The organism is Pseudomonas sp. AC463, from assembly GCF_979253585.1.
Map to the genome: position 1 here is coordinate 22264 of NZ_CEEDDZ010000017.1, position 26007 is coordinate 48270.

Sequence of the window (26007 nt, forward strand, 5' to 3'; positions counted from 1 at the left end):
GTCCTGATTGAGGTTTTACTGCCATGGTTCGTCGTACCAAAGAGGAAGCTCAGGAGACGCGCAGCCAGATTCTCGATGCGGCTGAACAGGCCTTTTATGAGCGCGGTGTTGCGCGCACCACGCTGGCGGATATCGCCGCGCTGGCCGGCGTGACGCGTGGTGCCATCTACTGGCATTTCAGCAATAAGTCCGACTTGCTGCAGGCGCTGCTCGACACGCTGCATGAGCCCCTGGACGAGTTGGCGCGCGCCAGCGAAAGCGAAGATGAGCTTGACCCGCTGGGCTGCATGCGCAAATTGCTCATTCGTCTTTACCATCAGGTGGCCCTGGATCCGAAGACCCGGCGCATCAACGAGATTTTGTTTCATAAGTGCGAGTTCACCGATGAAATGTGTGACATGCGCCGCCAGCGCCAGACCCATACCCTGGAGTGCAACCTGCGCATTGGGCTGACATTGCGTAACGCGGTCCATCGCGGGCAGCTTCCGGAAAATCTCGACACTGCACGTGGAGCGGTGTGCATCCACGCCTTTATCCATGGCTTGATCGGCCAGTGGTTACTGGTGCCCGACAGCTTTCAATTACACCAGGAAGCCGAACGCTGGGTAGATGCAGGGCTGGACATGCTGCGCCTGAGCCCTAGCCTGCGCAATTGAGACAAAATGCGTAATTGCCACTAGTTGTGTCAACAGTAAAGCTCAAGGACAGTCAATCGTCCTTCTGCCTGATTGGTGGGGTGACTTTATATACGCGCTGGCGGGCGGTTGATAGGTAGCCGCCTAAGTATTTTGTAGCGATTTTGTTTCGGTTCTGTGAAGCAATGTTTCCCAGGGCTACATAAGTCAAAAATGTGGGAGGGGCGGTGCGACGATTCGACTAGCCCCCTCCCACATTTGGTTTGGTGTTTCAGGCGATCAGATCGCCAGTGTCGGGTAGTCGATGTAGCCGACCGGGCCCTTGCTATAGAAGGTGTCCGGGCGCGGGTCATTCAGCGGCGCGTCGGCCTTCAGGCGGGCCGGCAGGTCCGGGTTGGCAATGAACGGTACGCCCCAGGCCACGGCATCAGCCTTGCCTTCAGCCAGCCAGGCATTGGCGCTGTCCTTGGTAAAGCGTTCGTTGGCGATGTACGCGCCGCCGAAAGCTTTTTTCAGTTGCGGGCCGAGGCTGTCCGCGCCTTCCTTTTCACGCGAGCAGATAAACGCGATACCACGCTTGCCCAGTTCGCTGGCGACGTAGGTGAAGGTTTCTGCCAGGTTGTCGTCGCCCATGTCGTGGGAATCGGCGCGCGGTGCCAGATGCACACCCACACGGCCGGCGCCCCAGACTTCGATGGCCGCGTCGGTCACTTCCAGCAGCAGGCGCGCACGGTTTTCCAGGGAGCCGCCGTAGTTGTCGGTGCGCTGGTTGGTGCTGCTTTGCAGGAACTGGTCGAGCAGGTAGCCGTTGGCGCCGTGGATTTCCACGCCGTCGAAGCCTGCAGCCTTGGCGTTCTCGGCGCCGGTGCGGTAAGCGTCGACGATGTCGGCGATTTCAGCGGTTTCCAGCGCGCGCGGGGTTGGGTAGTCGGCCAGCGGGCGCACCAGGCTGACGTGGCCTTTGGGCTGGATGGCGCTCGGTGCCACCGGGGTTTCGCCGTTCAGGTACGACTCATGGGAGATGCGGCCCACATGCCACAGTTGCAGGAAGATCTTGCCGCCCGCGCCGTGGATCGCCTTGGTCACGTTGGCCCAGCCGCGCACCTGATCGTTGGACCAGATGCCCGGGGTGTCCGGGTAGCCCACGCCCAGTGGCGTTACCGAGGTGGCTTCGCTGAGGATCAGCCCGGCGGACGCGCGTTGTACGTAATATTCAGCCATCAGCGCGTTGGGTACGCGACCGGCGTCGGCACGGCAGCGGGTCAGCGGCGCCATGATGATGCGGTTCGACAGTTCCAGGTCGCCCAGTTTGATTGGATCGAAAATAGTCGTCATGGGAAAACACCTTGCTCGTTGAAGTTGATCAGTTGGTCGCAGGGGCCAGGTCGGCATCGCCGCTCTGACGGAAAGTAATCAAGGTCACCACCAGCGCCAGGATCGCCAGGGCCGCCGCGGCCAGGGGCACGCTGGTCAGGCCGAAGCCGTGGGCGATCACGCTGCCGCCGACCCAGGCGCCGAGGGCGTTGCCGATGTTGAAGGCGCCGATGTTCAAGGTGGACACCAGGTTTGGCGCAGCCTTGCCGAAGGTCACCACATTGATCTGCAACGCCGGTACGGCGGCAAACGAGGCGGTGGCCCAGAGGAACAGGGTGATTTCAGTCGGGATCACCGCGACGCTGGTCCAGGTCAGCGCGGTGGACACCACCGCCATGCTGATGAACACGCCAATCAAGGTGGCCGCCAGGCGTTTATCCGCCAGCTTGCCGCCGATGATGTTGCCCACGGTAAGGCCCAGGCCGATCAGCAGCAGGGTCCAGGTCACGCCTTTGGGCGATACGCCGGTGACATCGCCGAGCAGCGGCGCTACATAAGTGAAGAGGGTGAACATCGACGCGGCGAACAGCGCGGTCATGCTCAGCGACAGCCAGATGCCGGCGCCTTTGAGGGCGGCCAACTCGGCGCGCATGTCGAGTTTTTCTTCGTCACGCTTGGCCGGCAGGAAGCGGATCAGACCGATCAACGCCACCACACCGATTACCGTCACCGCCCAGAAGGTCGAGCGCCAGCCGGCTTCCTGGCCCAGCGCGGTGCCCAACGGCACGCCCAGCACGTTGGCCAGGGTCAAGCCGGTGAACATCAAGGCCACGGCCGAAGCACGCTTGTTGGCCGGCACCAGGTTGGCGGCGACCACCGAACCAATCCCGAAGAACGCGCCGTGGCACAGCGCGGTGACCACGCGGGCAAACATCAGCACGTTGTAGTCACTGGCCAGGGCGCAGAGCAGGTTGCCGACAATAAAGATGCCCATCAACGCCACCAGGGCGGCCTTGCGTGGCAGCTTGGCAGTGGCCAGTGCCATGAACGGCGCGCCGATGGCCACGCCCAGGGCGTAGCCGGTGACCAGCCAACCGGCGCCGGGGATCGACACGCCGAGGTCCGCCGCCACATCGGGCAACAGGCCCATGATGACGAACTCGGTGGTGCCGATGGCGAAGGCGCTCAGGGCCAGGATGAGTAGCGAGAGGGGCATTATCGTTTCCTTGTTACAGCGCGGCGTTGTCGTCTGCGCTGAGTTCGGTGGTGAGCGCCGCGAGGAAGGCCTGGATGGTGTCCTCGTTGCGTTTGAAAAAGTGCCACTGCCCGGCCTTCTGGCTGCTGATCAAACCCGCCCGCTGCAAGGTGGCCAGGTGGGCCGACACGGTCGACTGGGACAAGCCGCAGCGCTGGTCGATCTGCCCGGCGCAGATGCCGTATTCGTGGTTGTGCAGTTGCTCGGGGAATTGCACTTTCGGGTCTTTCAGCCAGGTGAGGATGTCTCGTCGTACTGGGTGCGCCAGGGCTTTTATTATTTCGTCGAGGTCGATGGACATGGCAGGTGCTCGGTGTCGTAAAGCGTTATATCGCGATGAGGCGAACCTTAAATCGTTGTATCCCGATATACCAATATGATTTCGCTCTGAGGTCAGGCTAAATCGGTATATCGGGTTATAACGATACGTTGGCGTCAGTGCTAGACTGCGCGCCATGAATTATCTCGCACATCTACACTTGGGCGGCCAACTTCCTGCGCAACTGCTGGGCAGCCTCTATGGCGACTTCGTCAAAGGCCGCCTGCAGGGCCAGTTCAGCCCGCAAATCGAAGCGGCTATTCAGTTGCATCGCTCGATTGACCGCTTTACCGACAGCCACCCGCTGGTAGGGGAGGCGTTGTCGCGTTTCAGCCTTACCCGCAGGCGTTATGCCGGGATCGTCCTCGATGTGTTTTTCGATCACTGCCTGGCGCGGGATTGGGCGTTGTATGCCGACCAGCCGCTGGAGCACTTCACCTCGCAGGTGTACCGCGTGCTCGCCGCAGAGCCGCAGTTGCCGGGGCGGCTGGCGCAGATTGCGCCATGGATGGCAGCGGACGACTGGCTGGGCTCGTACCGTGAGTTCGAGGTGATGGGGCAGGTGCTGCGGGGGATTTCGCGGCGGCTGACGCAGCCGGAGGAGTTGGGGTTTGCGATGCAGGAGTTGCGCACGTTATACGAACCACTGAGTGAAGACTTCCGGCTGTTCTATCCCCAATTGCAGAAATTTGCACAAGCCCAACTGAATACTGAGATCTAAATGTGGGAGCGGCAAGCCCCCTCCCACATTGGAACTGTGTTTACTTCAATCAGGCGGCGAATGCTGGTCGAGCTGCCACTTGCTCGGTCTCCGGCAACGGCCCAAACAACGCCTTCTGCACCGCCTGCTGCGCCTGATACGCCAGTGCCGCACGCTCCTGCCCGGCGCAGGCAATCGGCTTGAGCACGTGGATTTCCACATCGCCCTGGTCATTGCCGAACAGGCGCATCAGGTGCGAGAGCAAATCATCATCGCCAATAAACGGCGCCAGCGGGTCCACCTGGCCATCGCGCAGGTAACGGATCGCCACCGGTTGCAGCGCCACATCCGCATCGATTGCACTGGCCAGCAAGCGCCCGTGGAAGGTGCGCAGGCTGCGCCCGTCGGTGGTGGTGCCTTCGGGGAACATCAGCAGCGGGTGCTGTTGCTCCAGATGGCGGGTCATCTGTTTGCGGATCAGCTGGCTGTCGCCCGAGCCACGGCGGATAAACAAACTGCCGGCCTTGGCCGCCAACCAGCCGGCCACCGGCCAGGTACGCACTTCGGCCTTGGACAAGAAGGACATCGGCGCCACCGCGCCGAGCAATGGAATATCGGTCCAGGACACGTGATTGCTGACCCACAGCATCGGCTGCGTCGGCAGCTCACCGTGCACCGTCACGCGAAAGGGCAGGGCGTTGGTCAGCCGCGCCATAAAAAAGCGCGACCAGCGCTGGCGACGCACCATCGAGTTGGCAACCCCCAGGCGCTCAAACAACCCAAATACACTGGCCATGCTCAACCCCAGCGCCACCACCACCAGCACGCGGGCAATGCGCCCGTACACGCGCAGGCGGCTCATCACATTGCAGCCTTGAAGTGGCGGGCGTAACGCGGGCACAACTCATCGCGCTTGAGCAGGATGAACACGTCGGCCACCTGGAAATCTTCATCCCAGCACGGCTCGCCGCAGATCTTCGCGCCCAGGCGCATATAGGCCTTGAGCAGCGGCGGCATTTCGGCGATCACGTTGGACGGCAGGTCCAGCGCCGGCAGCGGCTTTTTCGGTTCGGCGCGCAGGTGTTCATTGCACAGGTAGCGTTCGCGCAGGCGCTGCATGATCGCGTGGGCCTGGATGCCGCCGTCGTGCATCGGGATGCTCGCGCAGCCCATCAAGTAGCTGTAGCCGCCCTGGTTGAGCACTTCGGCCAATTCGCCCCAGAGCACGGCGATGGTGCCGCCGTTGCGGTAGGCCGGGTCGACGCAGGTGCGGCCGATTTCCAGGATTGGGCCCTGCAGGTGCAGCAGGCCGTGCAGGCTGAATTCTTCTTCGCTGTAGAACCGGCCCAGGGTGCTGGCTGCCTGGTGGTCGAGCAAACGGGTGGTGGCCACCAATCGACCGCTGTTCAGGTCGCGCACGCCAATGTGGCTGCAGTGAACATCATAGTCATCCATGTCCAGACCCAGCTCCGCGCCTTTCAGCTTGGCGTTGAACTCGCCGCTGAACACGTTGAACCGCAGGGCCTGGGCTTCCTGCAAAGCCTTGGCGCCAACCAGGCGTTCGGCTTGCAGACGGCGTTCATTGCCGGTGTCGCTGATGCGGGCGATCTGAGTCATGGCGAATCTCCGAGTGCCGGCCACTTACCGGCCGGTCGACTTGTTTGTCCAAACTCAGGCTATGTAGGCCCGGTGTCATCTCCATGAAGTTACGGTGACGGTTGGATGACAGCCCCTCTGTAGCAAATCTGTCATCACCCTCGGCTAGGCTCGCGGGCTTGAATGCCCCCTTGAGTCTGCGTCCATGGTCAGAGGCCTGTTGTGTATTGCCCTGCTGTTAGCCACCGTTACCGCCCGCGCCGAAAGCTGGCCAGACAAGGACTGGGCGAAGGCCACGCCACTCGCCGGCCTGGCCGCCGAAGCCCTGGACACTTACGCCTTCCCCCCGCGTGACGACACCACCCGCCAGGGCATCCGCACTGATGCGCTGCTGGTGATCCGCGACGGGGAAATCATCTATGAGCGTTACGCCGCGCCCACCACCGCCAGTACGCCGCACCTGACCTGGTCGATCAGCAAAAGCCTGATGGCCACCGTGCTCGGCGTGGCCTACGGTGACAATCGCTTCAAATTGAACGACCCGGTGGCGCGCTTCTACCCGCCGATGAAGCAGCACCCCACGGTGACCATGGCCGACCTGTTGCACTGGGCCTCGGGCCTGGACTGGCAGGAAGACTACGAATACGCGCCGCTGAAATCCTCGGTGGTGGCGATGCTCTACACCCGTGGCCACGCCGACATGGCCGAGTTTGCCGCCAACACCGAGGCGGCCGGCGCACCGGGCCAGTCCTTCCGTTATTCCAGCGGCGACAGCAATATTTTGTCCGCCGCGCTTAAAGGCATGCTCGGCCACAAGGCCTATATGAGTTACCCGTGGGATGCGCTGTTCAAGCCGCTGGGCATTCGCAATGCGGCCTGGGAAACCGACGCCGACGAAACTTTTGTTGCCTCGTCCTACGCCTACCTGACCGCACGCGACCTGGCGCGCGTCGGCCTGCTGATGGCACGGGACGGGCGCTGGGGCGATGAACAGTTGCTGCCCAAAGCCTGGGTCGATTTCAATCGCCAGCCGTTCGAAAAATACCAAGCCGGTCAGGATGAAGCGGTACCCGGCGGGCATTGGTGGCTCAACCAGGGCAGCCCGCGCCCCTGGCCCGACGCCCCCGCCGACACCTTCGCCGCCCTCGGCCACTGGGGCCAGGCTCTGTACGTGCTGCCCAGCGAGCACCTGGTGATCGTGCGCTACGGCGACGACCGCGACGGCAGCTATCGCCATAACGAACTGCTCAAGCGCGTGCTCGCGGCGGTGCAACCATGATCCGTCGCCGGCCGTTTACCAGCCTGTTTCTGCTGCTCTTGCTCGCGCTGCTGGGTTGGGTCTGGCACGAACGCGTCAACCTGCAAGCCTTCCCCGACATCATCGCGGCGTACACCGCCAAGGAATACTGCTCGTGCCGCTACGTGGCGAACAACCCGGCGGAGTATTGCCGGGGGTATGTGAAGCAGTACGTGCCCACTAGCGCGTTTACCGATAACCCCGAACGCAGTGAGGTAACGGCGAGCGGGTTGGGGCGCACGCACAGTGCAAGGTGGCTGGGCGAACGACAAGGCTGCCGCCTGACCCCCTGACCCCCTGACCCACCACCAACCAAATGTGGGAGGGGGCTTGCCCCCGATGGCGCTGGGCCAGCCAGCACATCTGCCACTGACCCACCGCCATCGGGGGCAGGTCGAACCGTCGCACCGCCCCTCCCACACTGGAATTGCGTGTTAAGGTTCGTGCAGGTTTTTTGCCCCATGAGTCTCTATGTTCAACGTCAAACCTCTCGCCTTCACGTTGCTGGCCGCCGCCATACCCGCCCACGCCGACTGGTACCTGGACAACGAGTCCTCGCGCCTGTCCTTCGTCACCACCAAGAACACCGAAATCGCCGAAGTCCAGCGCTTCCTGGTGCTGCACGGCAAGGTCGACAGCAAAGGCGCGGCCACGGTGGAAGTGGAGCTGGAGTCGGTCAACAGTGGCATCCCGCTGCGCGATGAGCGCATGCGCAATGAGCTGTTTCAGATCAAGACCTTCCCCGAAGCGCTGATCAGCGCGCAGATCAACCTGCAACCCATCAACGACCTGGCCCCCGGTGCGCAACTGGAATTGCGCTTGCCCATGAGCGTGACCTTGCACGGCAAGACCCAGACCTACAGCGCCGAACTCCTGGCCACACGCCTGGATGACCGGCGTTTCCAGGTGGTGACCCTGGAACCGGTGGTGTTGCATGCCGAGGATTTCGACCTGGCCCCGGGCGTGGCCGCATTGCGCAAGGCGGCCGGGCTCAAGTCGATCAGTCTGTCGGTGCCGGTGGGTGCGGTACTGATCTTTACGGCGCGCTGACATGAGCGGCGCAGTGTTCCCGTGGCGCAGCGCCAACCGTTTCGAGTTGTTGATCGACGGCCCGCAATTTTTCCCGCAGATGCTGGTGGGCATTGCCCGCGCCGAGCGGCAAGTCGATCTCGAACTGTACCTGGTGGAAGCCGGCGCCTGCGCCGAAGCCATGGTGCAAGCACTGGTGCTGGCGGCCGAACGCGGCCTGCGGGTGCGTTGCCTGTTCGATGACTACGGCAGCCTGGCCTTTACCCTGGGGCTGCGCAAGCGCCTGACCGACGCGGGAGTGGAGCTGCGTTTCTACAATCGCCTGAGTTGGCGCCGGTGGATGCGCAACCTTTACCGCGACCATCGCAAGTTATTGCTGATCGACCAGGAAATCGCCGTGGTCGGTGGCACCGGCGTTACCGATGAATTCTGGACGCCGGGGCAAGACACCGCCGACTGGCACGAAGTGATGGTGCAGATCAGCGGCCCACTGGTGCAGGACTGGCAGGCCTTGTTCGACCGCCAGTGGCACGCCAACGCGGCGCGCCGGGCGTGGAAGCCGGCCACCCATTTCGGCTTGCCGCGCCTGCCCAAGGTGCCGGCGACCGGGCCTGGGCTGGGGCGTGTGGCCTATGCCGATGCCCGCCAGCACCGCGATATTTTGCAGTCGCTGATCCGCGCTTTAAACAGCAGCAAGTCGCGCATCTGGCTGGCCACGCCGTACTTCCTGCCCACCTGGAGCGTGCGCCGAGCGTTGCGCCGGGCGGCGGGGCGCGGCGTGGATGTGCGGTTGCTGCTCACGGGCCCGCGCACCGATCACCCGTCCGTGCGCTACGCCGGGCATCGTTATTACCCGCGTTTGCTGCGGGCTGGCGTGCAGATCTTCGAATACCAGCCGTGCTTTTTGCACCTGAAGATGGTGCTGGTGGACGATTGGGTGAGCATCGGCTCGTGCAACTTCGACCACTGGAACCTGCGCTTCAACCTGGAAGCCAACCTGGAAGCGTTGGACCCTGAGTTGACGCAAGCGGTGGCGGGTAGCTTCGAGCGCGATTTTGTGAAGAGCCAGGCAGTCAGCCTGGAAGCGTGGAAGGCCCGGCCGTTGTGGCGGCGGGTGAAGCAGCGGGTGTGGGGGTGGATTGATCGGTTGGTGGTGAATCTGCTGGACCGGCGCGGTTAATCAGATCACTGAGGGGCAAATGTGGGAGGGGCGGTGCGACGATTCGACTTGCCCCCGATGGCAGTGGGTCAGTAACAAATTTGCTGACTGACACACCGCAATCGGGGGCAAGCCCCCTCCCACATTTTTAACCCGTCAGGTGTTAGAGCAGCTCAAACGTCTGCTGCTGCACATCCTGGGAATCCAACCCGATCTGCACATTGAACTCACCCGGTTCCGCCGCGAACTTGAGCTGGGTGTTGTAGAACTTCAAGTCTTCCTCGGTGATGGTGAAGTGCAGCGTGCGTGTTTCGCCAGCCTTGAGCATGACCTTCTGGAAGTTCTTCAGCTCCTTGATCGGGCGGATCATCGAGCCGGCGACGTCCTGGATGTACAACTGCACCACGGTTTCGCCATCGACCTTGCCGGTGTTGCGCAGGGTGACGCTGGCGTCGAGCTTGCCGGTCTTGTTCAAGGTGGTGGACGACAGCGCCATGTTCGACAGGCTGAACGTGGTGTAGCTCAGGCCATAACCAAACGGGAACAGCGGCCCGGTGGTGTCATCGAAATACTGCGAGGTGTAGTTGCCCGGCTTGCCCGGCGTGAACGGCCGGCCGATGGTCAGGTGGTTGTAGTAAGTGGGAATCTGCCCCACGGAGCGTGGGAAGGTGATCGGCAGCTTGCCCGACGGGTTGTAGTCACCGAACAGCACGTCGGCGATGGCGTTGCCGCCTTCGGTGCCGGCGAACCAGGTTTCCAGGATCGCGTCAGCCTGTTGCTTCTCGTCCAGGATCGACAGCGGGCGGCCGTTCATCAACACCAGCACCAGCGGCTTGCCGGTGGCTTTGAGGGCCTTGATCAGGTCGCGCTGGCTTTGCGGGATGTTGAGGTCGGTGCGGCTCGAGGATTCGTGGGACATGCCACGGGACTCACCCACGGCGGCGACCACGATATCGGCATCCTTGGCGGCCTTGACGGCTTCGTCGATCAGCACCTGTGGCGAGCGGGTGTCATCCACCACTTCCGGGGCATCGAAGTTGAGGAAGTTGAGGTAGTCGACCACCGCCTTGTCGTTGGTGATGTTGGCGCCACGGGCGTAGATGATCTTGCCTTTTTCGCCGATCACGGCGTTCATCCCGTCGAGCAGAGTCACCGATTGCGCCGGCCTACCGGCCGCGGCCCAGCTGCCCATCATGTCGATGGGGGCCTTGGCCAGCGGGCCGACCAGGGCGATGGTCGCGGATTTTTTCAGCGGCAGGGTGTCGTTGTGGTTTTTCAGCAACACCAGGCTGCGGCGGGCGATGTCACGCGCGTCGGCGCGGTGCAGGCGGCTGTCGGCGTAGGTGTCGGCCGGGTCATCCTCGGCCTTGCCGATGCGCAGGTACGGGTCTTTGAACAGGCCCATGTCGTACTTGGCGCCGAGCACTTCGCGCACGGCATTGTCGATATCGCTTTGCTCGATTTCGCCGGACTTGAGCAGCCCCGGCAATTCCTTGTCGTACAGCGAGTCGTTCATGCTCATGTCGATGCCGGCCTTGATTGCCAGCTTGGCGGCTTCACGCCCGTCCTTGGCTACGCCGTGCTTGATCAGCTCGAAGATCGCGCCGTGGTCGCTCACGGCCAGGCCCTTGAAGCCCCAGTCCTTGCGCAGCAGGTCGTTCATCAGCCAGGTGTTGGCGGTGGCGGGCACGCCGTTGATCGAGTTCAGCGCCACCATCACGCCGCCGGAGCCGGCCTTGATCGCCGCGTGATAGGGCGGCAGATAGTCCTGGTACATCTTGACCGGGCTCATGTCGACGACGTTGTAGTCGCGCCCGCCTTCCACCGCGCCATACAGGGCGAAGTGCTTGACGCTGGCCATGATGCTGTCGGCGTTGGCGGGGCTGGTGCCCTGGAAGGCCTTGACCATCACTTCGGCAATGCGCGAGACCAGGTAGGTGTCTTCGCCGAAGCCTTCGGAGGTGCGGCCCCAGCGCGGGTCGCGGGAGATATCGACCATCGGCGCAAAGGTGATGTCGAGGCTGTCGGCGGCGGCTTCCTGGGCGGCGATGCGCCCGGAGCGGCCGATGGCGTCCATGTCCCAGCTGGAGGCCAGGGCCAGGCTGATCGGGAAGATCGTGCGGTGGCCGTGGATCACGTCGTAGGCGAAGAACATCGGGATCTTCAAGCGGCTGCGCATGGCCGCGTCCTGCATGGGGCGGTTTTCCGGGCGGGTGATGGAGTTGAACGTGCCGCCGATGCGGCCGGCGGCGATTTCCTTGCGGATCATCTCGCGGGGCATTTCGGGGCCGATGCTGATCAGGCGCAACTGGCCGATCTTTTCATCCAGGGTCATCTGCTTGAGCAGGTCGCTGACGAAGGCGTCCTTGTCTTTAAGCGCAGCAGGCTTTGTTTCTGCCCACACGGGGTAACTGGCCAGAGTGGCAACAAGGCCGAGCAAACACAGCTTTTTCATGAATATCCTTTTTCGGCTCACTGCACAGCATCAAGGGAACGCTGTCGGCCAAAATGTGGGGAGCGTCTATTGTTGTTCGGGTGTTGTTCAGATAAATGCAGCACACTCTGAACTCTTTTTCGCGCTGGGCATCTTTGTAGCTGATTGGCTCAATGCATTCCAGTGGTGGCGGATTATGCCCCAAGCGCGCGGTGTATAGGGTTAGTCGTAACATTCCATCAAGATTGGGCAGGAGAAACACCATGCAAGCAGCACAAGGTTACCGCTGGGGCTTGAAAACCGCGGTTTTGCTATTGATCGGCACGGTGCTGAGCGGTTGCGGCATCAACAACATTCCGACCCTGGACGAGCAGGCCAAGGCCGCCTGGGGCCAGGTGCAGAACCAGTACCAACGCCGCGCCGACCTGATCCCCAACCTGGTGGAAGTGGTCAAGGGTTACGCTGCCCATGAACAGGACACCCTCACCGCCGTGATCGAAGCGCGGGCCAAGGCCACCTCGATCCAGGTGGATGCCAGCACCCTCGACAATCCGGAAAAACTCAAGCAGTTCCAGCAAGCCCAGGATGGTTTGAGCGGTGCCCTCAGCCGCTTGATGGTGGTGTCCGAACGCTATCCGGACCTCAAGGCCAACCAGAACTTCCTCGCCCTGCAATCGCAACTTGAAGGCACGGAAAACCGTATCGCCGTGGCCCGTCGCGATTTCATCCAGGCAGTGCAGGCCTACAACACCGAGATCCGCACCTTCCCCGGCCGCCTGTGGCACAGCGTGATGTACAGCGACTTGCCGATCCGCCAGACGTTTGAGGCCACCAGTGCCGATGCCGATAAAGCGCCGCAAGTGAAGTTCAAATAAGACTTTCCTGAGGTGTCGATGCGTTTATTACGGATAGGTTTGGCGCTGTGGTTGCTGGCCTGCGTGGGCGTGGCCCAGGCGGCGCTGAGCTTCCCGGCGCTGACCGGGCGGGTGGTGGACAGCGCCCAGATGATCGACCCGGCAACGCGCGAGCAGATCACCCAGCAGTTGCAGGCGCTGGAGCAGGCCCGTGGCGACCAGATTGTGGTGGTCACGGTGCCCGACCTGCAGGGCGTGCCCATTGAAGACTTTGGTTACCAATTGGGCCGCCAGTGGGGCATCGGCCAGAAGGGCAAGGACAACGGCGCGCTGTTGATCGTCGCCCGTGACGAGCGCAAATTGCGCATCGAAGTGGGCTATGGCCTGGAAGGTGTGCTCACCGATGCGCAATCCTGGGTGATCATCAACCAGGTAATAGCGCCAAAGTTCAAGGCCGGCAATTTCAGCCAGGGCATCAGTGATGGTGTGGCGGCGATGATTCAAGTGGTGGGCGGCGAGCCGTTGGCCGTGCCGGCGCATGTGGCGGACGCCAACTTCGCCAAGGATAATCCCGGGCTTTCCATCGGCCTGTTTATCCTGTTTATCGGTGTGCTGTGGTTGTGCAATCGCCTGGGGCTGCCGGTAGGCGCGATCTTGCTGGCGATCCTCAGCAGCAGTGGACGCGGCGGCGGCGGTTTTGGCGGCGGCGGGGCCTCTGGCGGTTGGTAATCACAATAACGAGAAAAGAGCATCTACAACCATGGCACTACTGAGTGAACACGAACAACGCCAGGTCGCCGAGGCGATTGCCCGCGTGGAGCAGCAGACCGACGCCGAACTGGTGACGGTACTGGCCGCCCGCGCGGATGATTACGCCTACATCCCACTGCTGTGGGCCAGCCTGATCGCGTTGGTGGTGCCCGGTGTGGTGCATTACTTGTCGGGCTACCTGACCATGTACACCTTGCTGTTGGCGCAGTGGGCGACCTTCATTGTGTTGTGCCTGGTGTTTCGCTTGCCCAAGGTCACTACCCGTTTGATCCCCCGGTCCGTCCGCCATTGGCGCGCGTCGAACCTGGCGCGTCGGCAGTTTCTGGAGCAGAACCTGCACCACACGCTGGGCAGCACCGGCGTGCTGATTTTTGTCTGCGAGGCCGAGCGGTATGTGGAAATCCTGGTGGATGACGGCATTTCCAAACGCCTGGATGACAGCAGCTGGGATGTGATCGTCAAGCGGTTCACCCAGCAGGTGAAACAGGGCCAGACCCTGGCCGGGTTTATTGCCTGCATCGAAGCCTGTGGCGAGTTGCTCAAGGTGCATGTGCCGGTGACGCAGACGCGTAATGAGCTGCCGAACCGACTGGTCGTACTCGAATAGCCCAGTCAACACTGAGCAAAAAATGTGGGAGGGGCAAGCCCCCTCCCACATTTGGATCTACAGTGGCCTGGCGAATTGACCATTGGTCAAATAACTCCGTGCCCCGGCGGGCTATCCCCCCTAAAATGTCCGGCATTCACTGCCCGAGGCGTTTTTGTTCATGTCTGTCACCGCTCAACCCGATCATCACGCCCAGTTCATCGAACTGCTGAGCGCAAGCCTCGCGCAGGAAGCGTTTATCAAGCTGGTGCTGGCCAAGTACGTCGGTGAAGAAGCCGAGCTGCAACGGCTGATCATCAAGCCGGTGACGGTCAAGGAGCAGGCCTGCCTGTCCTTCGTCTACCGCTACAAGACCCGCGACATCACCAAGAACCTGCCCGTGGCCGACGGCGTAGCGGCGATTGCCGCGCTGCTGCCGGCGTCGTTCAAGAACGCGCACCTGCTGTCGCTGACCGACGAAGCCCAGCTGGAATACAGCAAGAAGAACAAAAGTTCGCTGTTCAAAAGCAAGCCGCAGCAATTGCGTGAAGCGCCGACTGCCGAGCATAACCGTGAGAAAAATCGCTTCCTCGACCTGAGCCGGCCGTTCCTCGCCGACCTGGGCGTGACTGACGCCAGGCAGGCGCTGATCCCGTCGATGTCACGCAAGTGGAAGCAGATCAACAAGTTCATCGAAGTCTTCAGCCATGCGCTGACCTCCTCACCGTTGAAACTGGACCAGCCGGTGCGCGTCGCCGACTTCGGCTCGGGCAAGGGCTACCTCACGTTTGCCATCCACGACTACCTGCGCAACACCCTCAAGGCCGAGGGCGAAGTGACCGGCGTGGAACTGCGCGAAGACATGGTGACCCTGTGCAACAGCGCCGCCGCCCGCCTGGAGCACCCGGGGCTGGTGTTCAAGTGCGGGGACGTGCGCAGTGTGGCGCCCAGCGATCTGGACGTGATGATCGCCCTGCATGCCTGCGACATTGCCACCGATTACGCGATCCACACCGGTATCCGTTCCGGCGCGTCGATCATCATGTGCTCGCCGTGCTGTCATAAACAGATTCGCCTGCAGATCCAGAGCCCGGCGCTGCTCAAGCCGATGCTGCAATACGGCCTGCACCTGGGCCAGCAGGCGGAGATGGTCACCGACAGCCTGCGCGCGCTGTACCTCGAAGCCTGCGGCTACGAGACCAAGGTGTTCGAGTTCATCTCGTTGGACCACACCAACAAGAACAAGATGATCCTTGCGGTCAAGCGTGCCGAGCCGGTGGACAATGCGCAGTTGCTGGAGAAGATCCAGGCGTTGAAGGCGTTCTACCAGATCACCGATCACTGCCTGGAAACGCTGTTGCGTGCGGATGGTTACTTAAGCTGAACACGGTTCCAATGTGGGAGGGGGCTTGCCCCCTCCCACATTTAGACCACACTAGCCTTTGGCGTCGGCGCAGGTTGCACGGAGGTCTTGCGCCCCAGCATCACCGTCACAATCACCCCACAGGCAAACAGCCACGTAATCGGTTCGATATGTTCCCCAAAGAACAATGCCGAAAACGCGATGGTGAAGAATATCTGCAACAGCTGAATCTGGCTGACCCGTGCAATGCCGCCCATGGCCAACCCGGCGTACCAGGCGAAGAACCCCAGGAACTGCGAGAACAGCGACACATACCCAAACGCCCACCAGGTGCGCATGGATATTGCCCCTTGATGCTGCGCCGCCAGGTACCACACCGGGCCGATCAGCACTGGCGTGGACAGCACCAGCGCCCAGCAGATCACTTGCCAGCCGCCCATTTCCTTGGCCAGTCGGCCGCCTTCGGCATACCCCAGGCCGCCCAGGGCGATTGCCCCGAACATCAGCAAATCCCCGGCTTGAATACTGCCGGCGCCGGTGATCAACGCGTAACCCAACACCAATGCACTGCCCAGCGCCGCGCAGGCCCAGAAGGCTTTGGACGGTCGCTCATGGGACAGCCACGCCGCATACAGCGCCACGCACAGCGGCTGCAGGCCGTTAACCAGTGCACCATGGGACGCCGGCAAGGTTTGCATGGCCCAGGCCGACAGCACCGGGAAGCCCAGAATCACGCCGGCAATCACCAGGCACAAGCCGCGTATCTGGCGCCAGGTCGGCCAGCGCTCGCGGCGCCACAGCAACAGTGCTGCCGCCGGGACTGCCGCAAACAAGGCGCGGCCCAGGCCGTTGAGCAACGGGTGGATCTCCTGCACCACGATGCGGGTGAAGGGCAGGGTCAGGCTGAAGATAATGACGCCCAGCAGGCCGAGGGCCATGCCGGTGTTTTCGCGCGAGCTCATGGGAGGGATCCGACATCCAGAGGGCTTCAAGGGAAGCCCATCTAGCCACAACCCCCGTCGAATGCGGGCCTACAGCTGGGTGCGGATTTATCCGTACAGTTTTTCAGAAGAACCGCGTGACGCTGAATTTGGCATTGCGCCCTTCGCTGTAGGCGCGGTCGCCGCTGAGTGCAGGACGGTAGTTGTTGTTGAGCAGGTTATCGACGGTGAAGTTGAACTCGGTGCCCTTGAGGCCGACTTGCTGCGGCTTCCAGTTGGCGAACAGGCCCATGCTGCCGTAGGACGTGTTCTCGTACTGGTCGTAGAAGCTGTCGCCTACCGTGCTGTTCAGGCTGCGGGAGTATTTATCGCTGGGCAGGCGGTCGGTCTTGCGTACGAACTGCGCCGTCCAGCCGAATTGGGCGTTCCAGGCCGGGATTTTGTTGCCCATCATCAACACCCATTTGGCCGGCGGAATATCCCGTGCCCACACGTGGATGTCGGTGGCCCACGGGTTGGTGTAGGGGTTGTCGCGTTTACCGCTTGCGTAGGAGTAGCTCACCGAGCCGAACACGTAGGTCGAGTCGTAGTAGGCTTCAAGCTCAAAGCCCTTGATGGTCATGCCGCCGACGTTGCGGTAGTTGGTCTTGGCGGCCATGTCGGCGCTGGTGCAGACCGTGTCGATGCTGCCCACTGCGGTGTTCTGCCGCTCACAGCCGAGGCCAGTGGCTTTGAAAATCTCGTCTTCGATACGATTGTGGAATAGGGTCGTACGCAGTTGCAGGTTGTCGCCATGGCCGATGAGGTTGGAGAAGTTGGTGATGTTGCCGGCGGTGATGGCGGTGATGCGCTCTGGGTCGAGGTTGAGGCTGGTAGAGGTGCGACTGCCGACGCCCTGGACTTCGTACTGCTCGTCGATTACCGGTGCGCGCCAGGTCTTGTTCCAGCTGGCGAACATCGCCACATCGGGGGTGACGTTCCAGTAGGCTGCCAGGCGTGGCGACCAACCGGTGTAGGTGCGGTCGCTGTAATCATGGCCAAAGCTTGGGTCCGGGTTGCTGTAGTAGGGTGCATCGTTGGCTTCTCCCCGGTTGCGCACGTGGTCATAGCGCAGGGACGGCGTGATGGTGACGTCGCCGATGGTCACGGCATCCTGTAGGTAGAACGCATTGGAGTCGACTTTGCCATGGGGCATGAAGTAGGGCTGGAAGTGCCCGTAGTTGTATTTGGCGGTGTTGTAGGTGGCGCCGGGCATCCAGCTTTCGGTTTCGCGCTTGTGTTTGCGAATTTGTACGCCGGTGGTCACGGCGTGTTCCAGTGGGCCGGTGTTGAACAGGCTGATGTTGCGCAGTTCAAGAATCTTGTCGCCGTAGGCGGTGTCCATCTTGCGCCCACCCGTGGCCAGCGAGAACGATGCGTCGGCGTTGCGCTCATCGGTCTGGTCGGTATGGGACACCGAATAGCTGAGCTTCATGTCCACCAGCGGGTTGTCCAGTGGCTGGTATTCGTATTTGCCCGAATAGGTCGTGTCAATGGTCTCGCGGTTGGCCAGGAAACGCTTCAACGCCCCTTCATAGCCATAGCGGTCGATGGCCGATTGCAGTGGCGGAGTGGGGTAGCTCTTGGCGGAGAACGGGGTCCAGCGTTGGCTGTTGGAGCGCGAGTAGGACAAGCCTGCACTGTGTTCGTCCGTGAAGTGAGCGTTGAGCTTGAACAGCTTGCCGTCCACATTCTGTGCGCTGTTGGGCAAGCGCTTGGGGTTGATCGGGTACTCATTGCGCGGATCGGGCGGGGTGCCGGCCAGCTTCATGTCGCCGCCATCGCGCTGGGTCAGGTAGGCGAGAGCATCGAAGCGGCCATCGTCGGTGCGGCCATACACGGCCGAGCTGTAGACCTGCTCATGGTCGTTGCTGGCGTAGCCATACTTGAGCATCGCCCCGGCGTTGCGTCCTTCTTCCAGCATATCCGGGGCGTCTTTGGTCTCCATGATGACCGAGCCGCCGAAGCCGCCGTTGCCGGTGAAGGGCGAGTAGGGGCCTTTTTCCACTTCGACGCTCTTGATCAGTTCGGGCTCGATAAATACGGTGCCTTGCTGGTAGCGCTCAAAGCCACTTTTGGTGGCGCCATCCACCGACATCGGCACGTCTTCGGCCTCGCCCATCCCGCGAATGTTGATGGTCTGGCCACCCGGCTTGGGCGAACCGCCCATGAAAACACCCGGCAAGTTCTGTAGCAGCGTGGGGATGTTATTCGGCTGATAGCGGTCGATATCGGCCTGGCTCATGGTAGAGCGACCGACCGTGCTGGAATCGACCTGATTGCCGGTGCCGATCACGCTCAAGGCATCCAGCTGGATCGCACCACTGTTGGTGGTCTTGGCCTCTTCGGGCCTTACCACGTAAGTGCTGCCAACTTTGATCAGGCTGAACTGGCTGTTTTTCAGCAGGCTGCGAATCGCCACTTCCGGGGTGAACTCGCCATTGAGTGCCGGCGCCTGCACGTTCTTGAGCAACTCTTCATCGAACAGCAGCTGGATTTTCGCCTGTTGCGCCACCTGGCTCAGGGACGTGGCCAGCGATTGGGCGGGCAGTTGCAGCTTGATCGACTCGGCTTGGGCCGTGAGGCTGAACGCCATGCAGGCGGCGATAATGGTCGGTCGAAGCAACAGGTGCGAAGCGTGGCAAGGCGCGCGAAACATGAAATCCCCCGGTGTGGCCAAGTGGCCAAAAAGGCGTGCGTATCAAACGCAGACCGGAGGAAGACGGTGCAGGCAAAAAAATCCACACCTGCGAATGAAAAATATTCTCAAGTGCGGTTTTTCGGGGGCTATTTGCTCGGTTCGATGCGCACGATGCCATCGGCCGAGGCCACGGTTTTCACCGGCAGCAGGGCGGGCAAGGCGTTGAGCAGGGCGTCGGGGTCATTTACATCCAGATTGCCCGAGACCTTCAGGTGCGCCACGCTGTTATTCACCTGCAACGGTGCCTGCGGCCGGTACAGGCTCAGTTCGTCGATCAGGCTGGCCAGCTCGCGGTTGCGAAACGACAAGTGCCCGCTGCGCCAGTCGGCCACTTCTTCGGCGCTGAGGGTTTGCTGCTGCAATGTGCCCTTGGCGTAGTTGTAGCTGGCGCGTTGCCGGGCGCCGAGCAAGCTGACGGTGCTTTTTGCATCCGGCTCGAAAGCCACTTGGCCATGGGCAACGCTGACCACCAGTTGCTGCTGGCTGCGGCGCACGTCGAAGCCGGTGCCGACTACCCGCACATTGGCTTCTCCGGCCTGCACGAACAGTGGGCGTTCCTTGTCGGCGGCGACCTCGATATACACCTGGCCCTTGTCCAGATGCACGATGCGCTGGTGGGCGGTGAAGTCCACGCGCACGCGGGTGTTGGCATTTACAAACAGGGTGCTGCCATCGGGCAGGTCGAGGGTGCGCATGCCCTTGGCGTGGGCCGCCACCTGGGTGTGAAACAACTCGCGGGGCGCACCAATCTGTGTGGTCAGCACGGCACACAGCACGGCAGCGGCCACGGCCAGGGCAGGGCGCCACACCGACGGTTTGCGCGTGGGCAGCGCCACGGGTTTGTTCAGTTGCTGCAACTGGGCGAGGTCAGCCCACAGCTGTTCGAATTCGGCATAGGCGCGGGCATGCGCCGGCGTTGCCTGCCAGGCGGCAAAGGCTTTGCGGTCGGCACGCCCCGCGTCGTTACGGTTACGTGCAAACCAGCTGGCGGCCTGGGCATCGATGGAGTCGCTCTCCTCGATATCCAGGACGTCGATGTCGCTCAGGCGGTTCATTCTGGCTGCTCCGTGCCGGGGTCGTTTTGAAGGCGTCGCTTGCAATGCAGCAGGGCCAAGGCGATGTGCTTTTCCACCATGCTGGTCGAAATGCCCATGCGCTCGGCGATCTGCGCCTGGCTCAGGCCTTCGAAGCGGTGCAGCATAAGGGCTTCTCGTCGGCGCGGCGAGAGTTCGGCGAGGACTTCTTTCAACTGTTCCAGGCGTTGCAAACGCTGCGCGGCGGCCATGGGTTCGTTTTGCTCGTCGGTGACCGCTTCGGCGTCCCTGTCGGCCTGATCGGAGTGGACGGTGTGCCGCACCTTCTGTTTACGCCAGTGATCGCGCAACAAGTTGCGCGCCATCTGAAACAGAAACGCCCGTGGCTGCTCGACCTTGGCGCGGTCGCGGTAGTCCAGCCATTGGGTAAAGACATCCTGGGTCATGTCCGCCGCGTCGCTGGCGTTGTCCGTGCGTTTGCGCAGGAAATACAGAATATCTGCATAAAACCCGCGAAAGGCATCGGCCGACAACGGGTCGGGCTTGGGACGAGACATGGATATCCTTCTTGACGAAGCACGGCTTGGAAAAGTCGCGAATGATATCGAGAATTATTGCTATTTGTCTCTATTTAAGCGTCAACACATTACAAATGTGGGAGGGGGCTTGCTCCCGATGGCAGTGGGTCAGTCAATAAAGTTGTGACTGACATACCGCTATCGGGGGCAAGCCCCCTCCCACAGTTGATCTCCATTGTTCAGGCGATCAGCGTTCGACCGGCACCGACAGCGCAGCATTGCCCAACGGATGTGTACGCGCCGCGAAGAACTTGAGTTCTACACCAGCGCCATCAAACAACTCCGAATACCGGCGCTTCTGCTGGCGGATAAACCCATCGCTGCGCCCCGACACCGAAATCGCCAGCGTGGTCAGCCTGGCCTGGCGCAGCGCGTCGACCAGGTGTTTATCCTGCGGCCCCAGGTCGTGACCAAACAGGCACAGCGCGCCTTCGTGCGTCAGCAACTGCTCGTAGCAAAACGACAGGTAATCCGAGCTGCGGATGGTCTTGAGCTTCTCTTCCACCTTGCCTTCGCTGACAAACAGCGGCACATCGTCCAGGGTCTTGATCGTGTTGTTGATCGCAAAGCTGCTGAGCAAGGTGCTCTCGGTGGTCGGCAGTTTGCGCGCGGTGCCGTCGAGGTTACGCACCAGGTGCAGGCCGCCGTGCAGGTAGAGGATGCGCGTGGCGTCGGTGCGTGTGTGGCGCAGGTCGAAGCTTGAGTCGGCGCTGTTGAACAGGTCGTCGATGCCCGGCGCGTGCAGGATCGCCCAGTAGTTGAGCAGGTCGTAGTTGCTGGTGAACACCGTCGCGTAGTGTTTCAGCTCGGTGTTGATCGTCGCCAGCGTCGACGGCTGCACCAGGCGCCACGGAATGTGCACGGCGTGGATGGTGTTGATCAGCGCTTCCTTGATCGCGTAGTAGCGGTTACGCGGCGCGGCTGAGCTGACGGCCAGGGCCTTGTTGACCCGGCTGGTGGTTTTCAACGCGCCCAGGGCCTGCTCGAAACTGCGGGTTTGCAGGGCATCGAACACGCTGAGTTCGGATGGGCTGAGGGGCTTTTCTTCGACGGTGCGTGCGTTTTCGAACAGAGAGTCGTAGGCAAAGTCTTCCCAAATCGTACGGCTTGCGCCATTGCCGATCAGAATCCCACTGAAGGCCGTGCTGCTGCGCAGGGCGCTCCAGTCTTCAAGGTGGGCGTCAATATCGTGGAAATCCTTCATTGCGGCGAGCTACTCGAAATCGGCTGGACGGTGACTTTATCACGAGCCGGCGTTGATCCTGGTCAAGATGCCGCAGGCAGGTGAGGTCGATGCTGTAGGCATACACGTCATCCGAGGATTCGCCATGAGCAGCACCTTCTTCATTCCCGCCGTCAACATCATGGGCACCGACTGCCTCGACGAAGCCATGATTGCCATCCGCAACTACGGCTTTCGCAAGGCGCTGATCGTCACCGACGCCGGCCTGGCCAAGGCGGGCGTGGCCAGCATGATCGCCGAGAAGCTGGCGATGCAGGACATCGACTCGGTGATCTACGACGGCGCCAAGCCGAACCCGAATGTGGACAACGTCGAGAAAGGCCTGGCGCTGCTGCAAGCGAGCGCCTGCGATTTTGTCGTGTCCCTGGGCGGCGGCTCGCCCCATGACTGCGCCAAGGGCATCGCCCTGTGCGCCACCAACGGCGGGCATATCGGCGATTACGAAGGCGTCGACCAATCGGCCAAGCCGCAACTGCCGTTGGTGGCGATCAACACCACCGCCGGCACCGCCAGCGAGATGACGCGCTTTTGCATCATCACCGACGAAACCCGCCACGTGAAAATGGCCATCGTCGACCGCAACGTCACGCCGTTGCTGTCGGTCAACGACCCGGCGCTGATGGTCGGCATGCCCAAGGGCCTCACCGCCGCCACCGGTATGGACGCGCTGACCCACGCCATCGAAGCCTACGTGTCCACCGCCGCCACGCCGATCACCGACGCTTGTGCGATCAAGGCCATCGAGCTTATCAGCGCCAACCTGCGCCTGGCCGTGCGCGACGGCAGCGACAAGGCCGCACGGGAAAACATGGCGTATGCACAATTCCTCGCCGGCATGGCCTTCAACAACGCGTCCCTGGGTTTCGTGCACGCCATGGCCCACCAGTTGGGCGGCCTGTATGACCTGCCCCACGGCGTGTGCAACGCCGTATTGCTGCCCCACGTGCAAAGCTTCAACGCCAGCGTAAGCGCCAAGCGCCTGACCGACGTGGGCCGCGCAATGGGCGCCGACATCAAGGGCATCACCGAAGAAGAGGGCGCCCAGGCCGCCATTGCTGCGATCCGTACCCTGGCCCACGACGTGGAAATCCCCGCCGGCCTGCGCGAGTTGGGCGCCAAATTGCAGGATATTCCGCTGCTGGCGACCAACGCGCTGAAGGACGCGTGTGGGCTGACCAATCCACGGCGCGCGGATCAGCGTCAGATTGAGGAGATTTTTCGCAGCGCGTTTTGATTCGTCCTGCACAGGGCGACGCACACGAACGCGCCGCCTGCCAATGCCACACACAACAGCGCCAATGGCCAGGCCTGCTGGCTTACCAGCAGGCTTGCCACACCGCCAATGACGGCCGCCATCAGTTGATGCATAAACCCGCTCAAAGCCATGGCGTAGGAACCGCTGACCGGTGACTCATCATTGGCCAGGGACAAACTGATCGGGTAACTCATCGACTGCCCCAACACTGCCAGGCAATACGGCAGCCACAGCAGCACCGCGAGCCCACTGGCAAGCACACTGCCCAGCAGCATCACGGCGCTGCCGAGCAACACCAGGGCCACGCCCCAACTCATCATCGTCAAGCGGCCCATGCGCGCAACGAACCGGTTGACCATCAACGCCCCCGCCATATACGCCGCGCTGATCGGCCACCCCAACCAGCCATACTGCGTCGCACTCCATTCGAAACGCCCCTGCAGTATCAATGGCGCACAGGTGTTAAACGCAATGATCACCCCATAGCCCAACCCGCCGGCCAATGCTGCGTGCAGGAAGGGCGGGTGGCGCAGAATCGTGGCGTAAATGCGCCGGGCCGCAAGCGAAGAATCGCTCTTCACCAAGGCAGGAAACGTCACCCGTTGCAATACCAGCATCAACGCGACTGCGCCGATGGCAAGCGTATAGAAGATCGCCTCCCAGCCAAACGCCAGTTGCACCATCGAACCGGCAAACTGGCCGATACCCAGGGCGATCACAAAGGTCATGCCCAACCACGACAGGCCCTTGGCCAACAACGCGCCACTGAAACTATCGCGCACCAATACTCGCGCCATCACCGAAACGCCACCCGCGCCCAGGCCCTGGGTCAGCCGCAACGCGAGAAACGATTCCACATTGAACGCCGACGGAATCGCTGCACTCGCCAACGCATAAAGCGCGAGGGCCGCCAGCAACACCGGCTTTCTACCCAGCCGTTCGCCGAGGCTGCCCCACAGCAACATCGGCAGCGCCATGCCCACCAGATAAACCGCCAGCGCCAGCGCGACGTGATCTTCAGCGGCGGGCAATGCCTGGGCGATAGCCGGGACGGCCGGCAAGTAGCTGCTGATACCGACCTGGGCGAGGAAGGCTGCGCAACAGGCGAGGGTGAGGGTGAGGGTGGTGGTATTTTTCAAGGGCGGGCTTATCCTTTTTCAGCGGTAAGCTACAAGCTGATAATGTGTTTGTCTCTAACCTGCCGCTTATCGTTTGTAACCAAGGAACCCACCCCATGAGAGTTCTGTTATTCGGTGCCACCGGCATGGTCGGCCAGGGTGTTCTACGTGAGTGCCTGCTGGCCGCTGACGTGCAGGAAGTGGTCGCCGTCGGCCGCACGCCGTTGACCCAGGAACACGGCAAGCTGCACCAGGTGTTGCACGGCGACATGCTGGATTTCCAGCCGTTGGAAAACCTGCTGCAAGGCTTTGATGCGTGTTTCTTCTGCCTTGGCGTTTCGTCGGCGGGTATGAATGAGACCAAGTACACCCACCTCACTTATGACCTCACCCTTGTGGCCGCCAGCACCTTGGCGCGGCTCAATCCGCAGATGACGTTTATCTATGTGTCCGGTGCTGGCACCGACAGCTCCGAGGCGGGCAAGTCGATGTGGGCGCGGGTCAAGGGCAAGACCGAGAATGCCTTGCTGCGCCTGCCGTTCAAGGCGGTGTATCTGTTTCGGCCGGGGGTGATCCAGCCGTTGCACGGGGTGCGTTCGAAGACGCCGTTGTACCAGGCCTTCTATTCCGTGCTGGGGCCATTGCTGTCGTTTTTGCGGCGGGTAAAACCGAGCTGGGTGGTGAGCACCGAAACCGTCGGCCGGGCGATGTTGCAGGCGGTGAGCCACGGCGCGCCGCAGCCGGTGGTGGAGCAGGCCGAAATCAATCGCCTGGCCAGCGAGCGCCGCTGATGTTGCACAAGAGTCTGGTGCGGCGCCTGGATCTGATCACCTTGCAATTGTTCGTGGCGGTGTTTGAGGAAGGCACCCTGACCCGCGCCGCCGCCCGCGAAGCCATCGCCGTGTCGGCGGCCAGCAAGCGTTTGATGGAGTTGGAGCAGGTGCTGGGCGTGAGCCTGTTCGTGCGCCGAGCCAAGGGCATGCAGCTGACGGCGGCCGGTGAAACCCTGCTGCACCATGCGCGGCAGATGCTGTTCAACGTCGAGAAAATGGGCCTGGAGCTGGGCGAACACAGCCACGGCGTGCGCGGTTATGTGCGGATGCTGGCCAACCTCTCGGCGATCATTCAGTTTCTTCCGGAAGACCTGCGGGATTTTTCCGAGCTCCATCCGCAAGTGAAAACCGACCTGGAGGAACGCCCCAGCTTTGGCGTGGTGCAAGGCGTATTGGACGGGGTGGCCGACCTGGGCATCTGCTCCAGCGACACCGACACCAAAGGCCTGCCCAGCGTGACCTATCGCCATGACAAGCTGGTGGTGCTGATGCCGGCGGATCACCCGTTGGCGACGCGTGAATCCCTGGCCTTCAGCGAAACCCTGGACAGCGATTACGTCGGCCTGCACGCCGCCAGCTCGATCAATATGCGCACCCACGCCGCCGCGCGTGAGGCCGGCAAGATGCTGCGCCTGCGCATCCATGTGCCGGGCTTTGATGCGATGTGCCGCATGGTCCAGGCCAATATGGGCATCGGCATCCTGCCGCATAAGGCTTATGAACTGTTTGGCCGTGCCTTGGGCTTGCACGCCGTGCCGTTGACGGATGCGTGGTCGGACCGCAGCCTGATCCTGGTGGTACGCGATGAGGCGCAGCTGTCGCCGGTGAGCCGGTTATTGTTTGATTATCTGAGCGTTCGCGTATCGCGAACGCGCCTTGCCAACTGACGGTTGGATTTCTCCTGCCGCTGTCCTCTAGCCTTGGTCCACATTCCAAGAATAAGAGGTACACCC

25 protein-coding genes are annotated in these 26007 nt (G+C 62.0%); 13 read left to right on the top strand and 12 right to left on the bottom strand.

Annotation, left to right across the window (positions count from 1 at the left end; translation table 11 throughout):
• The first annotated feature begins 23 nt into the window (after positions 1-23).
• Positions 24-656 carry a TetR family transcriptional regulator gene (locus tag AC0IYH_RS20970; RefSeq protein WP_116628287.1) on the top strand — a complete coding sequence of 211 codons (633 nt, stop codon included), beginning with the start codon at positions 24-26 and terminating at the stop codon, positions 654-656.
• Between the two features lie 258 nt (positions 657-914).
• Here AC0IYH_RS20970 and AC0IYH_RS20975 read toward each other — a convergent pair whose 3' ends face one another.
• Genes AC0IYH_RS20975 through AC0IYH_RS20985 form a run of 3 tightly spaced genes read right to left on the bottom strand, consistent with a single transcriptional unit; the run spans position 915 to position 3505 of the window.
• Complete coding sequence (locus tag AC0IYH_RS20975; RefSeq protein WP_116628286.1) at positions 915-1970, bottom strand: alkene reductase; 1056 nt, start codon at positions 1968-1970, stop codon at positions 915-917.
• 28 nt (positions 1971-1998) lie between these two features.
• Entirely contained in the window at positions 1999-3165 is a 1167-nt protein-coding gene (locus AC0IYH_RS20980) for an MFS transporter (protein WP_116628285.1), read from the bottom strand.
• A gap of 13 nt (positions 3166-3178) precedes the next feature.
• Positions 3179-3505 carry an ArsR/SmtB family transcription factor gene (locus AC0IYH_RS20985; protein ID WP_010212305.1) on the bottom strand — a complete coding sequence of 109 codons (327 nt, stop codon included), beginning with the start codon at positions 3503-3505 and terminating at the stop codon, positions 3179-3181.
• A 154-nt stretch (positions 3506-3659) separates the two neighbouring features.
• Between AC0IYH_RS20985 and AC0IYH_RS20990 the strand changes: the two genes are divergently transcribed.
• The gene (locus tag AC0IYH_RS20990; protein ID WP_122772870.1) at positions 3660-4244 is read left to right on the top strand and encodes an ACP phosphodiesterase; all 585 of its coding nucleotides are present in this window, start codon (positions 3660-3662) and stop codon (positions 4242-4244) included.
• 49 nt (positions 4245-4293) lie between these two features.
• Here AC0IYH_RS20990 and AC0IYH_RS20995 read toward each other — a convergent pair whose 3' ends face one another.
• Positions 4294-5085, bottom strand: a complete 792-nt coding sequence (locus tag AC0IYH_RS20995; RefSeq protein WP_116628283.1) for a lysophospholipid acyltransferase family protein — start codon at positions 5083-5085, stop codon at positions 4294-4296.
• Positions 5085-5840, bottom strand: coding sequence for an L-ornithine N(alpha)-acyltransferase (gene olsB / locus AC0IYH_RS21000; RefSeq protein WP_034118547.1), 756 nt, complete (start codon positions 5838-5840; stop codon positions 5085-5087). The genes AC0IYH_RS20995 and olsB overlap by 1 nt, the downstream gene beginning before the upstream one ends.
• Before the next feature lie 184 nt (positions 5841-6024).
• Between olsB and AC0IYH_RS21005 the strand changes: the two genes are divergently transcribed.
• From AC0IYH_RS21005 to AC0IYH_RS21020, 4 genes are all read left to right on the top strand, one after another.
• On the top strand, positions 6025-7098 hold the full coding sequence (locus AC0IYH_RS21005) for a serine hydrolase domain-containing protein (RefSeq protein ID WP_471836010.1): 1074 nt from the start codon (positions 6025-6027) through the stop codon (positions 7096-7098).
• On the top strand, positions 7095-7409 hold the full coding sequence (locus AC0IYH_RS21010; RefSeq protein WP_122772872.1) for an amidase: 315 nt from the start codon (positions 7095-7097) through the stop codon (positions 7407-7409). The genes AC0IYH_RS21005 and AC0IYH_RS21010 overlap by 4 nt, the downstream gene beginning before the upstream one ends.
• Positions 7410-7587: 178 nt before the next feature.
• On the top strand, positions 7588-8166 hold the full coding sequence (locus AC0IYH_RS21015) for a YceI family protein (RefSeq protein ID WP_471836012.1): 579 nt from the start codon (positions 7588-7590) through the stop codon (positions 8164-8166).
• Between the two features lies 1 nt (position 8167).
• A complete protein-coding gene (locus AC0IYH_RS21020; RefSeq protein ID WP_471836014.1) occupies positions 8168-9325 on the top strand; it encodes a phospholipase D-like domain-containing protein in 1158 nt (385 codons plus the stop codon).
• A gap of 142 nt (positions 9326-9467) precedes the next feature.
• On the opposite strand, the gene bglX is transcribed toward AC0IYH_RS21020, so the two are convergent.
• Positions 9468-11759, bottom strand: coding sequence for a beta-glucosidase BglX (gene bglX, locus AC0IYH_RS21025; RefSeq protein ID WP_116628278.1), 2292 nt, complete (start codon positions 11757-11759; stop codon positions 9468-9470).
• Positions 11760-12001: 242 nt separating this feature from the next.
• Between bglX and AC0IYH_RS21030 the strand changes: the two genes are divergently transcribed.
• From AC0IYH_RS21030 to AC0IYH_RS21045, 4 genes are all read left to right on the top strand, one after another.
• Positions 12002-12613, top strand: coding sequence for a LemA family protein (locus tag AC0IYH_RS21030; RefSeq protein ID WP_116628277.1), 612 nt, complete (start codon positions 12002-12004; stop codon positions 12611-12613).
• An 18-nt stretch (positions 12614-12631) separates the two neighbouring features.
• Positions 12632-13321 carry a TPM domain-containing protein gene (locus AC0IYH_RS21035; protein ID WP_471836016.1) on the top strand — a complete coding sequence of 230 codons (690 nt, stop codon included), beginning with the start codon at positions 12632-12634 and terminating at the stop codon, positions 13319-13321.
• A 31-nt stretch (positions 13322-13352) separates the two neighbouring features.
• Positions 13353-13970 carry a TPM domain-containing protein gene (locus AC0IYH_RS21040; protein ID WP_116628275.1) on the top strand — a complete coding sequence of 206 codons (618 nt, stop codon included), beginning with the start codon at positions 13353-13355 and terminating at the stop codon, positions 13968-13970.
• 160 nt (positions 13971-14130) lie between these two features.
• Positions 14131-15333: a class I SAM-dependent methyltransferase gene (locus AC0IYH_RS21045; protein ID WP_471836018.1), complete on the top strand. Its 1203-nt coding sequence runs from the start codon at positions 14131-14133 to the stop codon at positions 15331-15333.
• A 41-nt stretch (positions 15334-15374) separates the two neighbouring features.
• On the opposite strand, the gene AC0IYH_RS21050 is transcribed toward AC0IYH_RS21045, so the two are convergent.
• The 5 genes from AC0IYH_RS21050 to AC0IYH_RS21070 all read right to left on the bottom strand — a co-directional run bounded on the left by AC0IYH_RS21050 (position 15375) and on the right by AC0IYH_RS21070 (position 21809).
• The gene (locus AC0IYH_RS21050) at positions 15375-16274 is read right to left on the bottom strand and encodes a DMT family transporter (protein WP_471836020.1); all 900 of its coding nucleotides are present in this window, start codon (positions 16272-16274) and stop codon (positions 15375-15377) included.
• Between the two features lie 103 nt (positions 16275-16377).
• Entirely contained in the window at positions 16378-18951 is a 2574-nt protein-coding gene (locus AC0IYH_RS21055; RefSeq protein WP_471836022.1) for a TonB-dependent receptor, read from the bottom strand.
• Positions 18952-19079: 128 nt separating this feature from the next.
• Positions 19080-20048 carry a FecR family protein gene (locus AC0IYH_RS21060; protein WP_471836024.1) on the bottom strand — a complete coding sequence of 323 codons (969 nt, stop codon included), beginning with the start codon at positions 20046-20048 and terminating at the stop codon, positions 19080-19082.
• Positions 20045-20584, bottom strand: a complete 540-nt coding sequence (locus tag AC0IYH_RS21065; RefSeq protein WP_122772876.1) for a sigma-70 family RNA polymerase sigma factor — start codon at positions 20582-20584, stop codon at positions 20045-20047. Before AC0IYH_RS21065 ends, AC0IYH_RS21060 begins: the two co-directional genes overlap by 4 nt.
• Positions 20585-20792: 208 nt before the next feature.
• On the bottom strand, positions 20793-21809 hold the full coding sequence (locus AC0IYH_RS21070; protein WP_122772877.1) for a DUF4917 family protein: 1017 nt from the start codon (positions 21807-21809) through the stop codon (positions 20793-20795).
• 124 nt (positions 21810-21933) lie between these two features.
• Between AC0IYH_RS21070 and yiaY the strand changes: the two genes are divergently transcribed.
• A complete protein-coding gene (gene yiaY / locus AC0IYH_RS21075; protein ID WP_471836026.1) occupies positions 21934-23082 on the top strand; it encodes an L-threonine dehydrogenase in 1149 nt (382 codons plus the stop codon).
• Here the strand turns inward: yiaY and AC0IYH_RS21080 are convergent.
• The gene (locus AC0IYH_RS21080; protein WP_471836028.1) at positions 23049-24242 is read right to left on the bottom strand and encodes an MFS transporter; all 1194 of its coding nucleotides are present in this window, start codon (positions 24240-24242) and stop codon (positions 23049-23051) included. The genes yiaY and AC0IYH_RS21080 overlap by 34 nt on opposite strands.
• Before the next feature lie 95 nt (positions 24243-24337).
• On the opposite strand from AC0IYH_RS21080, the gene AC0IYH_RS21085 reads away from it, so the two are divergent.
• Both AC0IYH_RS21085 and AC0IYH_RS21090 read left to right on the top strand, forming a co-directional pair.
• Positions 24338-25012, top strand: a complete 675-nt coding sequence (locus AC0IYH_RS21085) for an NAD(P)H-binding protein (RefSeq protein ID WP_122772880.1) — start codon at positions 24338-24340, stop codon at positions 25010-25012.
• A complete protein-coding gene (locus AC0IYH_RS21090; protein ID WP_471836030.1) occupies positions 25012-25941 on the top strand; it encodes a LysR family transcriptional regulator in 930 nt (309 codons plus the stop codon). The genes AC0IYH_RS21085 and AC0IYH_RS21090 overlap by 1 nt, the downstream gene beginning before the upstream one ends.
• Positions 25942-26007 lie beyond the last annotated feature (66 nt).

Excerpts from the sequence above, each read along its gene's own strand:
- AC0IYH_RS21040 (WP_116628275.1), top strand. The coding sequence starts at position 13,353 with ATGGCACTACTGAGTGAACACGAACAACGCCAGGTCGCCGAGGCGATT.
- AC0IYH_RS21005 (WP_471836010.1), top strand. The coding sequence starts at position 6,025 with ATGGTCAGAGGCCTGTTGTGTATTGCCCTGCTGTTAGCCACCGTTACC.
- AC0IYH_RS21020 (WP_471836014.1), top strand. The coding sequence starts at position 8,168 with ATGAGCGGCGCAGTGTTCCCGTGGCGCAGCGCCAACCGTTTCGAGTTG.
- AC0IYH_RS20975 (WP_116628286.1), bottom strand. The coding sequence starts at position 1,970 with ATGACGACTATTTTCGATCCAATCAAACTGGGCGACCTGGAACTGTCG.
- AC0IYH_RS21030 (WP_116628277.1), top strand. The coding sequence starts at position 12,002 with ATGCAAGCAGCACAAGGTTACCGCTGGGGCTTGAAAACCGCGGTTTTG.
- AC0IYH_RS21015 (WP_471836012.1), top strand. The coding sequence starts at position 7,588 with ATGTTCAACGTCAAACCTCTCGCCTTCACGTTGCTGGCCGCCGCCATA.
- AC0IYH_RS21085 (WP_122772880.1), top strand. The coding sequence starts at position 24,338 with ATGAGAGTTCTGTTATTCGGTGCCACCGGCATGGTCGGCCAGGGTGTT.
- AC0IYH_RS21050 (WP_471836020.1), bottom strand. The coding sequence starts at position 16,274 with ATGAGCTCGCGCGAAAACACCGGCATGGCCCTCGGCCTGCTGGGCGTC.
- AC0IYH_RS21065 (WP_122772876.1), bottom strand. The coding sequence starts at position 20,584 with ATGTCTCGTCCCAAGCCCGACCCGTTGTCGGCCGATGCCTTTCGCGGG.
- AC0IYH_RS20980 (WP_116628285.1), bottom strand. The coding sequence starts at position 3,165 with ATGCCCCTCTCGCTACTCATCCTGGCCCTGAGCGCCTTCGCCATCGGC.
- AC0IYH_RS21060 (WP_471836024.1), bottom strand. The coding sequence starts at position 20,048 with ATGAACCGCCTGAGCGACATCGACGTCCTGGATATCGAGGAGAGCGAC.
- AC0IYH_RS21035 (WP_471836016.1), top strand. The coding sequence starts at position 12,632 with ATGCGTTTATTACGGATAGGTTTGGCGCTGTGGTTGCTGGCCTGCGTG.
- AC0IYH_RS20970 (WP_116628287.1), top strand. The coding sequence starts at position 24 with ATGGTTCGTCGTACCAAAGAGGAAGCTCAGGAGACGCGCAGCCAGATT.
- AC0IYH_RS21055 (WP_471836022.1), bottom strand. The coding sequence starts at position 18,951 with ATGTTTCGCGCGCCTTGCCACGCTTCGCACCTGTTGCTTCGACCGACC.
- AC0IYH_RS21090 (WP_471836030.1), top strand. The coding sequence starts at position 25,012 with ATGTTGCACAAGAGTCTGGTGCGGCGCCTGGATCTGATCACCTTGCAA.
- AC0IYH_RS21010 (WP_122772872.1), top strand. The coding sequence starts at position 7,095 with ATGATCCGTCGCCGGCCGTTTACCAGCCTGTTTCTGCTGCTCTTGCTC.
- bglX (WP_116628278.1), bottom strand. The coding sequence starts at position 11,759 with ATGAAAAAGCTGTGTTTGCTCGGCCTTGTTGCCACTCTGGCCAGTTAC.
- AC0IYH_RS21045 (WP_471836018.1), top strand. The coding sequence starts at position 14,131 with ATGTCTGTCACCGCTCAACCCGATCATCACGCCCAGTTCATCGAACTG.
- yiaY (WP_471836026.1), top strand. The coding sequence starts at position 21,934 with ATGAGCAGCACCTTCTTCATTCCCGCCGTCAACATCATGGGCACCGAC.
- AC0IYH_RS20990 (WP_122772870.1), top strand. The coding sequence starts at position 3,660 with ATGAATTATCTCGCACATCTACACTTGGGCGGCCAACTTCCTGCGCAA.
- AC0IYH_RS20995 (WP_116628283.1), bottom strand. The coding sequence starts at position 5,085 with ATGAGCCGCCTGCGCGTGTACGGGCGCATTGCCCGCGTGCTGGTGGTG.
- AC0IYH_RS21070 (WP_122772877.1), bottom strand. The coding sequence starts at position 21,809 with ATGAAGGATTTCCACGATATTGACGCCCACCTTGAAGACTGGAGCGCC.
- olsB (WP_034118547.1), bottom strand. The coding sequence starts at position 5,840 with ATGACTCAGATCGCCCGCATCAGCGACACCGGCAATGAACGCCGTCTG.
- AC0IYH_RS20985 (WP_010212305.1), bottom strand. The coding sequence starts at position 3,505 with ATGTCCATCGACCTCGACGAAATAATAAAAGCCCTGGCGCACCCAGTA.